Genomic DNA, 13,677 nt, shown 5'->3' on the forward strand with positions numbered 1-13,677 from the left:
TGTTTTGCCAAATCAATTCCTATACGTTTAACATTCATCTCGGACTCCTCCTTCCGCTTGTCGGATAGCTTTAGTCTATCCCTCTGGCACCCGATGCCGCTAGGAGGGAGGAGTCCATCCCATTGCCCTACGCGGACTGGAGCCTTGGGCCGCGAAGCCAAAAGAATGGCTTGAAGCGACCGGCCAAGGCACTGGATGCCCGCGTCCTGCGGGCATGACGGCGGTTGCGGATAATGATCGGCGCAAAGCGTGGGAAGAGGAAATCATCGGACATCTCCCTGGCAAAACGCTCAAGCCGCGCGGATTCCTCTGCGCTTCAACCCCCTAAAGTACCTTCCGGCTAAGCCGGGCAGCCTTCCATTTTGTAGATATAAAAGCCGTCGCGTTTGATGCTGTCGATCACGTCGGCCGGAGCGTTCTGGCTGTGGCAGAAACGGCATTCCTTGCTGCTAACCGCCGCGTCCGCTTCGCCGATCGACGCCAGCCATTGTTTGGCGTAGTCAATCGCTTGCTGGTCGTCGCGTGCCGCGGTGAACACATCGAAGTGCATCAAGCGGCCGTCGTCGGCGGTGACGTAAGTGTCGTAAACATGGATTTGCATGGTGGTTCTCCTGCTGCAAAAAATCGATATTGGTCGGCATATCCGGTTTGCTTATTTTATATCGAATCAATATCAATTTGCTGATTGCGTTGGAGCACGCGGCGGCTCATTGCAACAACTCGACAAACCGGTCCACTTCGTCGGCGGTCGTGGCAAAGCTGGCAACCAGACGCAGCAACACCTCGTTTTTATTGAGCAGGCCGGGATTGGCGTGCGGCGGATTCCACGGGTAAAACACGGCGCCGGCGGCGCGCAGCCGGTCGGCGTCGCTCCGCTCCAGTACCGCAAACACTTCGTTAGCCTCCGCCGGCCAAGCCAGCCGGGCGCGGCGGCAGGTGACAATGCCTTGCTGCAGTCGGGCTGCCATTGCGTTGGCGTGGCCGGCCAGCTCCAGCCACAGGCCGTCCTGCAGATACGCTTCGAATTGGGCGGCAATGAAGCGGCTTTTGGAGAACAGTTGCGCGGCGCGTTTGCGGATGAACGGCAAATCTTTGGCCGTGTCCGGGTCTATGAACACCAAAGCCTCGGCACACCAGCAGCCATTTTTGGTGGCGCCGAACGAGACGATATCCACGCCGAGATGCCAGGTCATTTGCGCCGGCGTCAATTGCAGCGCGGCCAACGCGTTGGCGAAGCGGGCGCCGTCCATGTGCAAAGGCAGCCGGTGTTGGCGGGCGATGGCAGCGATGGCGGCGATTTCATCGGGCCGGTACAGCGTGCCGATTTCGGTGGCCTGGGTGAGCGAGACCGCCATCGGCTGACCGGCGTGGATGAAGCCGGGCGGAAAGCGGCCGATTTCGGCGGCCAGCTTGGCCGGATCAATCTTGCCCAAATCGCCGTCGACCGGCGCCAGCCGGGCGCCGTGGGTGAAAAACTCCGGGGCGCCGCATTCGTCTTCCAGCATGTGCGCTTCGCGGTGGCAAAACGAGACGCCGCCGGGACGATTGATTGCGGCCAAGGCCAGCGCATTGGCGGCGGTGCCGGTGCCGACGAAAAAGACTGCGACCTCGCGTTCGAACAATTCGCAGAAACGGCGTTCGATGTTGCGGTCCAGCTCGCTGGTGCCGTAAGGTGCGGCGAATCCGGCGCCGGCGGTCAGTAAATGTTGGGCGATGGCAGGGTGAGCGCCGGCCCAGTTGTCGGAAGCGAAGTTCATAGTGTGTCGCCGGGTTTGAATTGCGAGAAAAAGGTTTCCGGGTTAAGTCGATTTAGGCCGCAGTATCGGCGGCGCGGAGCAGATGCTACCCGCTGGCTGGTTTTTCTGGTTCATTTCAACCAATCCGCTTTTAAAAATGGCTTTTTTCAACCAATTGCCGGTAGAATGCCCTGCGTTTTCGACTCTATATCCCATAAACAATGGTCATACTCAGCACGCTGCTTTGGACCCCCGCTGCCGGGGCGCTATTGCTGGTGCTAATCCCCGCCCATCAAACCCAAGCAGTCCGCCTGACGGCGAATCTGTTTGCCGGCGTGGCTCTAATGCTGGCCTGCATGCTATTGGCGCACTACGACGCCGCCGATCCGGCTTTGCAACTGACAGAATTCTACCCGCTGAATCCCAAACTCGGTAGCGCCTACGCGCTAGGCATCGACGGCCTGTCGCTGCCGATGCTGATCCTGGCGGCCTTGTTGACTTCGATCTCGCTGATCGCATCCTTCAGTCTGGCCGACGGCGTCAAGGGTTACCACATCTGCATCCTGCTGCTGGAGTTCGGCATGCTCGGCGTGTTCATGGCCCAGGACTGGGCCTTGTTCTATATTTTCTGGGAAGTGACCTTAATCCCGCTGTTTTTTCTGATCGACCGTTGGGGCGGCAAACGCCGTCACGCCGCCAGTTTGAACTTCGTGCTGTACACAATGGGCGGCTCGGTATTCATGCTGCTGAGTCTGTTGGCGATCAGCCAGTACGATTTGCAAAATCAGGGCTCGTTGATGGCGTCGATGGGCCAGGCGGCGCAGAACATGCCGGCCGTCGAACAGGTGCTGGTGTTGTTGGGCTTTCTGATCGGTTTCGGCGTGAAAATGCCGATTTTTCCGTTGCACGGCTGGTTGCCGTTGGCGCACGTCGAAGCGCCGAGCGCGGTCAGTATTTTGTTGTCCGGGATTTTATTGAAGATGGGCGCCTACGGCCTGTTGCGCTCGGTGGTGATGTTGCCGGTCGCCGCGCAACTGATTCAACCCTTGCTGATGTTTCTGGCCCTGTTCGGCATGATTTACGGCGGTCTGCTGGCTTGGCGCCAGCCGGACATGAAAGCCATGGTGGCCTATTCCTCGTTGAGCCACATGGGCGTGGTGTTGCTCGGCATCGCCACATTGAACCAGACCGGCTTCATCGGCGCGATTCTGCAAATGACTGCGCACGGCCTGATCGCCGGCGCCCTGTTCTTACTGGTCGGTTTGCTGTACGAACGCACCCACACCCGCAATATCCAGGATTACAGTTCGCTGGTGCAGGTCATGCCGCGCTTCGCCGGGTTGGCGACGCTGGCGCTGCTGGCGGCAATGGGCTTACCGGGCTCGATCGGCTTTGTCGCCGAATTGCACATGCTGATCGGCGGCTTCCAGCAATGGGGCGGCTGGATGGCATTTTTCAGCCTGAGCCTATTGATCAGCGCGGCCTATGCCATGCGCACCATCGGCCTGCTGTTCACCGGGCCGGTCAAGCCGCAGATGCGCGACATCGCCGATTTGACGCCGCCGGAGCTGGCGGCGTCGGCGGTACTGGTTGGCTGTATCGTCGTGTTCGGCTTGCTGCCGGCACCGTTGATCGAATTGTCGGCCGCGTCGGTCGGGCGGATGCTGGCCGTGATCGGCGAGAGGTTGCTGTGATGCGGCCGCTATGTCTTGGCTTGGCAGGTCGGGGAGCAATTTGATGGCGGCATCGGTTTGCGAGGCTGGCGATCTGCGCGACATTGTTCGTCATGCGATCGCACATTTGGACCACGTTTTGCCGGGCCAGGCGCCGATCCACGATTTCGTCCACCACAACACCTTGCACGGCTTTCAGCATTTGCCGTTCGAGCAGGCGTTGGCCGAGTTCACCGCGCTGACCGGAATCGATTGCTATCTGCCGGCCGACAAGTTCCGCGAGTTTTACCGGCAACAACGCATTACCGACCGCGATCTCGATGCGGCATTGCAGCATCGGTTCGGCAGTGCATTGGCCGAACCGCTGGCCGGTAGCGCCGGTATTGCCCGGCGCGAACTTTACCGGGCCGTGTTACTGCACGATTTACAGGCCATTAGCCCGCAGCAACTGGCCTGGCGGCTCGGCGAATCCGCCGAATTCGATGTCGCGACGGCCGGCGGCCGGCCGCTGCGCGAGGTGTGGCAGGCGGTTTCGGCGAAGTTGGCATTGCCGGCGGCAGAATTGCATCCCGAGGATTTGCTGGATCTATCTGCCGCGCCATTCGACAATGAATTGCCGCAAGCGGACGATGCCGATAACCCGGCGCTCTGGTTCGACCGGGTCGGCGTCACTTTGACCTGGCGCGGTGTGCTGCTGGCTTTGGCGGGCAAGGACATTTTGGAACTGGTGCGGCCGCAGTTGATTCGTTTGTGCGCATCGTTGCTGGACGAAGGTTTGGCGGCCTGGCGTTTGCCGGGACGCCAGGAATTGGGATTGTATGAGGCCTGGCGGCAGGCGCTGGACTACGATGCGCTGCCCTTGTTTCACGATCTGGCGGAGTGGCGCAGCGTTACGGCACGCTTGCCGGAAGATGCGACGGACGCCATCGTCCAGCAATTGCAGGCCATGGCCTTGCCGGCGGATCGCTGGGAAGGCTATTTGCAGCGGCTGGCGCTGGAATTGCCGGGCTGGTCCGGGTTGATCAACTGGCGCCAGCAGCACCCGGATTACCGCGAAGGGCGGCCGGTTCCGGTACGGCTTGCCGATTATCTGGCCATCCGCCTGGTGTTGGATCGGCTTTACGCTCAGCCGTTGTGCCGCAGCCTGTGGCATGGTCCGGCTCAATTCGACCGGCTGCAGGCCTATTTCGAAAAACATCAAGCCGAATTCGGCGTCCGTCGGGCGCTGTTCGCCGGCGAGTTGCCGGAGTACCTGGCTCAGGCCGCTCAGCAATTGGTATCTGCGGCCGATAGCGCCCGGCAAGCCTGGCAAACACTGGCGCAACGGATTCTGAGTTGGCGGCAAAGCCCGTTGGCGGCAGCCGACGGCAGACTCACCGCCCACGACCAGGGTTGGCGACTATTTTCACTTTGTCGGAATTTAGGGTTGGGGCCCGATGCGGTGTCGGCTCTGGAAAAAAGCCAACTGCTGGCCTGGTTGACGCCGGTCGCCGAATTTGACGAGCAACAACGGGCTTCGGTCTGGCTGGATGCTTACGAGCGGCATTATCGCCAGGATTTGTTACAAGCCTTGCACGCCAATCACGGCCGCGGCCGCTGGCTGCGGCGCCAGCGGCGGCCGCAAGCCCAGGTATTTTTCTGCATGGACGAGCGCGAGGAAAGTTTCCGCCGCCATTTGGAAGAGTGGAATCCGGCCATCGAAACCCTGGGTGCTGCCGGATTTTTCGGCGTGGCGATGGACTATCAGGGGTTGGACGACCATCATCCGACGCCGTTGTGTCCGGTGGTGGTGACGCCGGCGCATCGGGTAGCGGAGGTTTGCCTACCCAGCCGCGAGGATTTGCTGGCCGACCACCGTGCCGGCTTGAACCGGGCGCAAATCATCAGCGACTGGTTGCATCAAACCTTACGCCGGCATCTGTTGCGGGCTTATCCGCTGATATACCTGTTTGCGCCGCTGAAGTTGGCCGGGCTGTTGGGCAAGACCGTGTGGCCGGACCTGCAATACCGCCTGGAACAGGCTTGGCAGGCGCGGCTGGTGCCGGCGGCACCGACCCGCTTGCAGTTTACCGCCGATGCCGCAACGCCGGCCGCAGCAAAACCCGGTTTCAGCGACCAGGAACAGGCGCAACGGGTCGGCCAATTCTTGCGCACCACCGGACTCAGCTACGGTTTTGCCCGGATCGTCGCCATTTTGGGCCACGGTTCTACCAGCCAAAACAATCCGCACGAGGCTGCCCACGATTGCGGCGCTTGCGGCGGCCGCCGCGGCGGCCCGAATGCCAGAGTATTCGCGGCGATGGCCAATCGGCCGCAAGTGCGCGCCTTGCTGGCCGGGCAGGGCATTGCGATTCCGGATGATACCTGGTTCGTCGGCGGCCAGCACGATACTTGCAGCGATGCGATTGATTGGTACGACGCGGATCTGGTGCCGGCTGCGCTGGCCGCCGATTTCAGCCGCTTGCAAGCCGATCTGGCCGAGGCCGACCGGCGGGCCGCGGCCGAACGCTGCCGGCGCTTCGCCTCATCGGGTTATCCGGTTTCGCCTGTGGCCGCGTTCCGCCACGTCCAGCGCCGCGCCGCCGACTTGAGCCAGGTGCGGCCGGAATTCGGCCATGCCACCAACGCCGCCGCCTTTATCGGCCGGCGTGCGGCGACCCAGGGCGTGTTCTTCGACCGCCGCCTGTTTTTGATTTCCTACGATCCCACTCAGGACGGCGACGGCACGATTCTGGAGAATATTTTGCTGACCGCCGGGCCGGTCGGCGCCGGCATCAATCTGGAATATTACTTCTCGACCGTCAACAACGACCGCCTCGGTTGCGGCACCAAGATTCCGCATAACGTCACCGGTTTGTTTGGTGTCATGGAAGGCGCGTTTAGCGATTTGCGCACCGGTTTGCCGTTGCAGATGGTGGAGATTCACGAGGCGATGCGCCTGCAAATCGTGGTTGAAGCCAACACCGAGATTTTGGCGCGGATTTATACCCGGCAACCGGTGTTACAGGAGTTGGTCGGCGGCGGCTGGGTGCATTTGAACGCGCTCGACCCGGACGATGGCCGGATTTTCGTGTTCGATCGCCGCGAAGGTTTTCTGCCCTGGCAGCCGGAGGACCGCGAACTGCCGCTGCGCGATGATTCGGCAGCCTGCTACGTTGGGCAGACCCAGGCCGTGGCGCCGATCCTGGTTCGGCAACCGGAGATCGCAAGGGAATAACGACTATGGCCGGATACGCATTTTTGATTCCGTTGTTACCGCTGCTTGCCGCCTTATCGATTGGCGGCCTGCATTTTTTTAATCTGCTGAGCGGCGTAGCCGGCGAGCGCATCAGCGCCGGTTTGGCGGCCTGGGCGATCGGCTTGGCGGCTGCGCTGGCGCTGGGTTTGCTCGGGCTGGAGCTGGCCGGCAGCCCGAGCGGGTTGCAGGTCTACGGTAGTTGGCTGACCAGCGGCAAGTTGGCGATAGGCTTTTCGTTGCAGGCGGGCGGCCTGAATATGGCGTTGGCGGCGTTATTCGGGGCGCTGTTGCTGGCCGTGGCCCGCTTTTCCCGCAATTATCTGCACCGCGAGCCGGGCTTTCATCGCTTCTTCTTTATTCTGAGCCTGTTTGCCGCGGCAATGCTGTTGCTGGTGTTGTCGGGCAACGCGGTGTTCACCTTTGTCGGCTGGGAAATCGCCGGGGTCTGTTCTTATCTGCTGATCGCCTACGCCTACGAGCGGCCGGTGGCGGCGCACAATGCCACCCGCGTGTTTATCACCAACCGGGTCGGCGACGGCGGCTTTTTGCTGGGCATCGGCTTGATGCTGGCCTGGCTGGAATCTGCCGACTGGCAAACCTTGAATACCGGCGCGGCCGACCTGGACCGCGGCGACGCTACCTTGCTGGCCTTGAGCTTTGCCGTCGCCGCCTTCGCCAAATCGGCGCAGATTCCGTTCTCGCCCTGGCTGGCGCGGGCGATGGAAGGGCCGACCCCGTCCAGCGCGATCTTTTACGGCGGCGCAATGGTGCATGCCGGGGTATTTCTGACCCTGCAACTGCGGCCCTTATTCGAGCAGGCGCCGGCGGCAATGGCCTTGCTGGCGGCGATCGGGGCGATGACCGCCATTTACGGCTATTGGGTAGGCTTGAGCCAGACCGACATCAAAAGCTCGCAAATCTTCGCCGCATCGGTGCAACTGGGCTTGATGTTCCTCGAATGCGGCTTAGGCTGGTGGACCTTGGCCGCCTGGCATTTGGCGGCGCATGCCGTGGTGCGTTGCTATCTGTTTCTGACGACGCCGTCGATTTTGCATAACACCCATGGCCGGCCGATCGAACCGGTGTCGGCGGCGCTCGCCGACTGCCGTTGGGCCTTTATCGCCTCGTTGCAGCGCGGCTGGCTGGAGCCGGCGGTGGATTGGCTGTTAGTGAAGCCAATCCTGCAACTGGCCAAGGATGCCCGTTACATCGAAGAGCGGATTCTGGACCCGTTGATGGGCTCGCCGGCACCGGCGATCAGGGCAATGTCGTCGTTGGCGCAGCGGGAAGAGCAAAAGATGGGTGCCAATCTGAGTAGTGCCGAAGACAGCTTTGCCCAGGGCAGCGGCCTGGCCGGCAAGCTGGCGCAATGGACTTCGGGCTTGCTGAACTGGTTTGAATACCATTTCATCTTGCGCGGCATCGGCGGCGAGTCGATTCGGGTCGGGCGCCGGCTGGGGCAGGCGGCGAACCGGTTCGAACAGTTGTTGCTACGCGCCCGTTATCTGGCGCTGTTCGTGTTGATTACGTTGATGGTGGCTTTGGGGTACCGATGACAACCGATATCGTTTACTGGCAGGCGGCCGCGGCGTTTCCGGTGCTGAGCGTATTGACCGCGCTGCCGCTTTTGACCTGCGGCGCAGTGTTGGGTTTGAAAAGCTGGCGGCTGTGGCCGACGGCCTTGACCGGCGCGGTGGCGAACGTGTTGTTGAGCATTTACCTGCTGTGGGTGTTCGATGCCGAAGCGCCCGGCATCCATCTGGCCGAGAAAATCGACGGCCTGGGTTACCGGGTCGGCGTTGACGGCACCAATATCCTGTTTATTCCGTTGACGGCGGTGTTGGGTGCGTTGGCGCTGGTCTACACCCTGATCACCCGCCACCGCAACGACCGTTTATTCGTCGCCTGTCTGCTGGCTTACCAAGGCATCCTGATCGGGGCGTTTGCGGCGCTGAACACGCTGCAATTCTGGTGCTGGAGCTTGTTGGAACTGGTGCCGGTGGCCTTGCTGACGATGGTTGCCGGTACCGGCCGCTTGCGCAACCAGGCCGTCAAAACCTTGCTGCAATATTGGTTGTCCGGTCTGGCGATGAGTCTGGCCGGCTTTCTGTTGCTCAGTTTCGGGCTGGCCGGCAACGGTATGGATTTGAGTTTCGATTGGTTGGCACTGAAACACCATAACCTGGCGATTCCGAACGAAACCTTGATCTTTCTGCTGCTGTTTTTTGGTTTTGCGGTGCGGATGCCGCTGTTTCCGTTCCACGCCTGGTTGCCGGTCTTGGGCGAACACGGTACCGCAGCCAGCGCGGCGATTTTTCTGCACGGGCTGAAGCTGGGCATCTATGCGCTGATCCGTTTCATCTTACCGCTGACACCGGGTGCCGCCGAGCAATGGACCCATTTCGTCGTCACGCTGGGTTTGATCGGGATTTTTTACGGGGCCTTGCTGGCCTTGATGCAAATCAACATGCGCCGCTTAATCGCGTTCGCGGTAATCAGCCATACCGGCATGCTGGCGATCGGCGTGTTTTCGTTCAACGATTTCGCGTTGGAGGGCAGTATTTTGTTGTCGGTGGCTTACGGCCTGGCTACCGCCGGCATGTTGTTCTGCATCGGTCTGATTTACGAGCGGACCCGGACCTCGTTCCTGCCGCGCCTGGGCGGGCTGTTCGAGACCAATTCGACCTTGGCTTTGCTGTTTCTGATCTCGGCGCTGAGTACGATGGTGATGCCGGGCACGCCGGGATTCGACGCCGCTCATTTGTTGATCGAGGGTACCATCGAAGAACACGGCTGGTGGATCGCGATCGCAATTCTGTTGGGCAACGTGTTGGGGGCGGCATTCTTGTTGTGGGCGTTTCAACGTCTGTTCATCGCTCACCCGAAACGCTTCGTGCAGCCTTACGGCAGCGTTCACCATCCGGTATTGAAGGAACGCATCATCGCCGTGACGGTGTGCGGCTTGTTGATCGGTACCGGTTTTTATACGACGCCGTGGCTGAAATACATCGACCAGGAAGCGCGGGAAATCGGCGAGCATTATCCGGCCCACCACAGCCACCATATCAACGAGACCCACCATGAATGAGGCTTTGCCGCTGCTGACGCTATGCCTGCTCTGGCCCTTGCTCGGCGCATTGGCGCTAGCCTGCGTCCGCGATGGCGGCCGGGCGAAGCGGCTGGCCTTGGTCGTGGCGGGGGTCGAGCTATTGTTGACCTTGGGCGTCGTCTTCGGCTTCGACCCGAGCGATGGCGGCTATCAATGGCAGGAACACCATTTGTGGATACCCAGCCTGAACGCCTATTACGCGGTCGGAGTGGACGGTATCTCGCTGTTGTTCCTGCCGATGACGGCCTTGTTGACCTTGATGGCGCTACTGGCCGGCTGGAATGCGGCAGCCCGGCTGCACCGATTTCAGTTGGCGCTGGTGCTGATCTTGGAGAGTGCCACCATCGGCGTGTTCGTCGCACTGGATATGGCGCTGTTTTTCCTGTTTTGGGAGTTAACGCTGCCGCCGATTTTCTTCCTGGCCGGTTTATGGGGGATCGGTGCCGAACGGCGCCAGGCTGCGCTGAAATACACTTTGTATATGCTGTTCGGCGGCGTACCGCTGTTGTTCGCGATCGCGACGCTGGCCTTGAACCACGCCCATTACACCGGCGGCGACGTGCCGGGCGGTCTGGTCTTCAGTTTGCCGGTGTTACTGAACACGCCGATGGATGCCGCGACCCAGGAGCTGGTGTTTTTTTTGCTGATGCTCGGTTTCGCGGTGAAAGCGCCGTTGGTACCGTTTCATACCTGGCTGCCGACCATGGCGATGGAAGGGCCGGCGTTTCTCACGGCCTTGCTGGTCGGGTTGAAGCTGGGCTTGTACGGCATTCTCCGCTTTGCCTTGCCGTTGGCGCCGCAAGCGGCGCTGGAGCATCGCTGGCTAGTGGCGATCGTCGGCGCCGTTACCTTGGTATACGCCGCCCTGATCGCGTTGCAGCAAACCAACTTACGCCGGTTGCTGGCCTATTCCAGCATAAGTCACGTCGGCTTGGTGCTGATGGGTTTGGCGGCATTCAATTATCAGGGGCAGCAAGGGGCGTTACTGCAATTGCTGAATTTTACGCTGGTCGCCGGCAGCCTGATGCTGATGGCCGGCATGCTGCAACAGCGCTTGGGCAGTTGCGAGCTGGTGCATCTGGGTGGCTTGGCCAAACCGGCGCCGCGTCTGGCTTGTTTGTTCTTCCTGTTTACGCTGGCTAGCCTGGGCGTACCGGGTACCAATGGTTTTCCGGCGGAATTGCTGGTTCTGATCGGCACCTTGCAGGCTTACCCGGCGTTGGCGATGGTGGCTTTGTTCGGCGCCGTGTTGAGTGCCGCCTACATGCTCGGTTTCGTCAGGAAAGCCTTGTTCGGGCCGACTAACGCCACGGCTCGCAACTGCCCGGATCTGACCCGGCGCGAGCTTTTGCTGTTGTTGGTCCCGGCCGTGCTAGTGTTGCTGGTCGGACTCAGTCCAAAAAGCGTATTGGTCTGGCCGGAAAGCAGCTTGTTGATGCGGCAGCAGGCCGTGGCCGAAGCGGAAGCGGTGCGAGCGGTTTCCGGGCTGGCGCCGGCACGAGCCGCCACTGCGGATGCGGCCGACTCGATTTGAAGGCTGGCGGCGAAGGCTGGGACCGGCCCGGAAAATTGATTGGCATATAGTTTCGAATCGATATAATATTGACCCAAGCCCGGCGGTTTCAGGCCGGGAGCTCAAAAATACGTTACGCCACTGGGATTACCCCTAAAAGGACGATAAATATGCACACTCCCGCGAAATTATTATTAGAAAACAAAGCTTGGTCCGAAGAAATCAGTAGCAAAGACCCGGATTTTTTCGGTCAATTGGCCAAAGAGCAAAAGCCGGATTTTTTGTGGATCGGTTGTTCCGACAGCCGGGTACCGGCCGAGACCATCGTCAATGCGCAACCCGGCGAAATATTCGTCCATCGCAATATTGCCAACCAAGTCATCGTTACCGACTTCAATTGCCTGAGCGTTTTGCAATATGCGGTCAACGTGTTGAAAGTCAAACACGTGATCGTCTGCGGCCATTACGGTTGCGGCGGCGTCAAGGCGGCATTGCAGCCGCAAAAATCCGAATTGGTGATCACCAACAAATGGCTGATGCACATCAAGGATGTGTATCGTTTGCACGAGGAAGAATTGGAAACGGTGTCGCCCGAAGACAAAGTGAACCGTATGATCGAGCTGAACATCGTCGAACAGGTTTACCGGCTGGCGCATACCTCGATCATCCAATCCGCCTGGCGCCACGGCCACAAGCCCACCTTGCACGGTTGGGTATACGGGCTGAACGACGGTTTGATCCAGGAATTGATCAAGCTCGACCATAACACCCAAATCAATCCGATTTACCGCTATGCGGATTAAGCGGCCTGCCCACTATTAACGACGGATTGAAACCAATGACAACGCATTTGAGTTATTACCTGAAACATTTGCACCAGGATCTGCCGGCCGGCATCGTGGTTTTTTTGGTGGCGTTACCGCTCTGCTTGGGGGTGGCCCTGGCCTCCGGTGCACCGCTGTTTTCCGGGATCATCGCCGGATTGGTCGGCGGCTTGCTGGTGTCCTGGGCTAGCGGCTCGCAACTGAGCGTGTCCGGTCCGGCGGCCGGCCTGACCGTGATCGTCTTCGAAGCCATCGAAACCTTAGGCGGCTTCGGCGGCTTCCTGTTGAGTGTGGTACTGGCCGGTGGCCTGCAGATTGTATTGGGCTTCTTGAAAGCCGGAGTCATCGGCGCGTTTTTTCCGGCGGCGGTGATCAAAGGCATGCTGGCGGCAATCGGTCTGATTTTGATCATCAAACAGACACCGCACGCCACCGGCTACGACACCAGTTTCGAAGGCGACGAAAGCTACATGCAAGAGACCGCCGAATCGAGTTTTTTCGAATTGTCGGAGGCCTTGGAGGGCATTACGCCCGGCGTGACGCTGGTTAGCGTGGTCGCGTTGTTGATCCTGATCGTTTGGGACAGCGCGCTCATCAAACGCTTCAAGGGTTTGAAGCTCGTGCCGGGGCCGTTGTTGGCTGTGATTTGGGGTGTCGGTTTCAATGCCGTGGCGCTGCAATACTTCCCGGAATTGGCGATCGGCGATAAGCATCTGGTGTCCTTGCCGGAACTGGGCACTACCGCCAATTTTGTCAACCAGTTGCGGTTGCCGGACTTCAGCTATTTCGGCAATCCGAAAGTTTATTCGATTGCGGTGACCATTGCGATTATCGCCAGCCTGGAAACCTTATTGAGTATCGAGGCGGTCGATAAGCTGGATCCGCACAAACGATTGGCGCCGACCAACCGCGAGCTGAAGGCGCAGGGCTTGGGCAATATGGTGAGCGGGATGATCGGCGGTTTGCCGATTACGGCCGTGATCGTGCGCAGTTCGGCCAATATCAACGCCGGCGGTCAGACCCGGCTGTCCTGCTTCTTCCACGGTCTGCTGTTGATGGTCAGCGTGCTGTTTTTCGCCAAGTACCTGAACATGATTCCGCTGGCCTGTCTAGCGGCGATTTTGCTGCAAACCGGTTACAAATTGGCCAAACCGGCCATGTTCGTCGAGTTTTACCGTAAGGGCTGGAACCAATTCCTGCCGTTTGTGATTACCGTTGCCGCGATTTTGTTAACCGATCTGCTGGTGGGCATTGCGATAGGCATGGGCTGCGGATTTTTCTTCGTGCTACGCGCCAATTTTCACGCGGCGATTACCTTGACTCAGCACGGCCAGCATTACCTGCTGCGCTTGCATAAGGATGTATCGTTTTTGAATAAGGCCCTATTGCGCAAATGCCTGCAGGAGGTCCCAAATGACTGCGAACTGCTGATCGACGGTTACAAGGCGCAATTCGTCGATCTGGATATCTTAGAGACGATAGGCGATTTCATGTTGGCGGCGCCGGACCGGGGCATTCAAGTCGAGATTCAAGGCATCCCGCTGGAAGACATTACGCCGTCTGCCGGCCATTGATGCGTCAGCC

At 59.9% G+C, this 13,677-nt stretch carries 9 protein-coding genes; 7 read left to right on the top strand and 2 right to left on the bottom strand.

Annotation, left to right across the window (positions count from 1 at the left end; translation table 11 throughout):
• Positions 1–340: 340 nt before the first annotated feature.
• Both AC0IM9_RS12035 and AC0IM9_RS12040 read right to left on the bottom strand, forming a co-directional pair.
• A complete protein-coding gene (locus AC0IM9_RS12035; RefSeq protein ID WP_482804154.1) occupies positions 341–601 on the bottom strand; it encodes a DUF2024 family protein in 261 nt (86 codons plus the stop codon).
• 106 nt (positions 602–707) lie between these two features.
• Positions 708–1,757, bottom strand: a complete 1,050-nt coding sequence (locus tag AC0IM9_RS12040) for a threonine aldolase family protein (RefSeq protein WP_482804155.1) — start codon at positions 1,755–1,757, stop codon at positions 708–710.
• A gap of 200 nt (positions 1,758–1,957) precedes the next feature.
• On the opposite strand from AC0IM9_RS12040, the gene AC0IM9_RS12045 reads away from it, so the two are divergent.
• From AC0IM9_RS12045 to AC0IM9_RS12075, 7 genes are all read left to right on the top strand, one after another.
• A complete protein-coding gene (locus AC0IM9_RS12045) occupies positions 1,958–3,430 on the top strand; it encodes a complex I subunit 4 family protein (RefSeq protein WP_482804156.1) in 1,473 nt (490 codons plus the stop codon).
• Between the two features lie 43 nt (positions 3,431–3,473).
• A complete protein-coding gene (locus AC0IM9_RS12050) occupies positions 3,474–6,626 on the top strand; it encodes a DUF2309 domain-containing protein (protein WP_482804157.1) in 3,153 nt (1,050 codons plus the stop codon).
• Positions 6,627–6,631: 5 nt separating this feature from the next.
• Positions 6,632–8,203 (top strand): proton-conducting transporter transmembrane domain-containing protein, encoded by a 1,572-nt coding sequence (locus tag AC0IM9_RS12055; RefSeq protein ID WP_482804158.1) that lies wholly within the window; start codon positions 6,632–6,634, stop codon positions 8,201–8,203.
• Complete coding sequence (locus tag AC0IM9_RS12060; protein ID WP_140912091.1) at positions 8,200–9,735, top strand: complex I subunit 4 family protein; 1,536 nt, start codon at positions 8,200–8,202, stop codon at positions 9,733–9,735. The genes AC0IM9_RS12055 and AC0IM9_RS12060 overlap by 4 nt, the downstream gene beginning before the upstream one ends.
• Positions 9,728–11,290, top strand: coding sequence for a complex I subunit 4 family protein (locus AC0IM9_RS12065; RefSeq protein ID WP_482804159.1), 1,563 nt, complete (start codon positions 9,728–9,730; stop codon positions 11,288–11,290). Before AC0IM9_RS12060 ends, AC0IM9_RS12065 begins: the two co-directional genes overlap by 8 nt.
• Positions 11,291–11,439: 149 nt before the next feature.
• The gene (gene can, locus AC0IM9_RS12070; RefSeq protein WP_445372320.1) at positions 11,440–12,072 is read left to right on the top strand and encodes a carbonate dehydratase; all 633 of its coding nucleotides are present in this window, start codon (positions 11,440–11,442) and stop codon (positions 12,070–12,072) included.
• Positions 12,073–12,107: 35 nt separating this feature from the next.
• A complete protein-coding gene (locus AC0IM9_RS12075; RefSeq protein ID WP_445372321.1) occupies positions 12,108–13,667 on the top strand; it encodes a SulP family inorganic anion transporter in 1,560 nt (519 codons plus the stop codon).
• Positions 13,668–13,677 lie beyond the last annotated feature (10 nt).

Source organism: Methylomonas sp. Uni0011 (genome assembly GCF_056850255.1).

Coding starts and splice junctions, on each gene's coding strand:
- AC0IM9_RS12050 (WP_482804157.1), top strand. CDS start 3,474: ATGGCGGCATCGGTTTGCGAGGCTGGCGATCTGCGCGACATTGTTCGT.
- AC0IM9_RS12040 (WP_482804155.1), bottom strand. CDS start 1,757: ATGAACTTCGCTTCCGACAACTGGGCCGGCGCTCACCCTGCCATCGCC.
- can (WP_445372320.1), top strand. CDS start 11,440: ATGCACACTCCCGCGAAATTATTATTAGAAAACAAAGCTTGGTCCGAA.
- AC0IM9_RS12075 (WP_445372321.1), top strand. CDS start 12,108: ATGACAACGCATTTGAGTTATTACCTGAAACATTTGCACCAGGATCTG.
- AC0IM9_RS12045 (WP_482804156.1), top strand. CDS start 1,958: ATGGTCATACTCAGCACGCTGCTTTGGACCCCCGCTGCCGGGGCGCTA.
- AC0IM9_RS12065 (WP_482804159.1), top strand. CDS start 9,728: ATGAATGAGGCTTTGCCGCTGCTGACGCTATGCCTGCTCTGGCCCTTG.
- AC0IM9_RS12035 (WP_482804154.1), bottom strand. CDS start 601: ATGCAAATCCATGTTTACGACACTTACGTCACCGCCGACGACGGCCGC.
- AC0IM9_RS12060 (WP_140912091.1), top strand. CDS start 8,200: ATGACAACCGATATCGTTTACTGGCAGGCGGCCGCGGCGTTTCCGGTG.
- AC0IM9_RS12055 (WP_482804158.1), top strand. CDS start 6,632: ATGGCCGGATACGCATTTTTGATTCCGTTGTTACCGCTGCTTGCCGCC.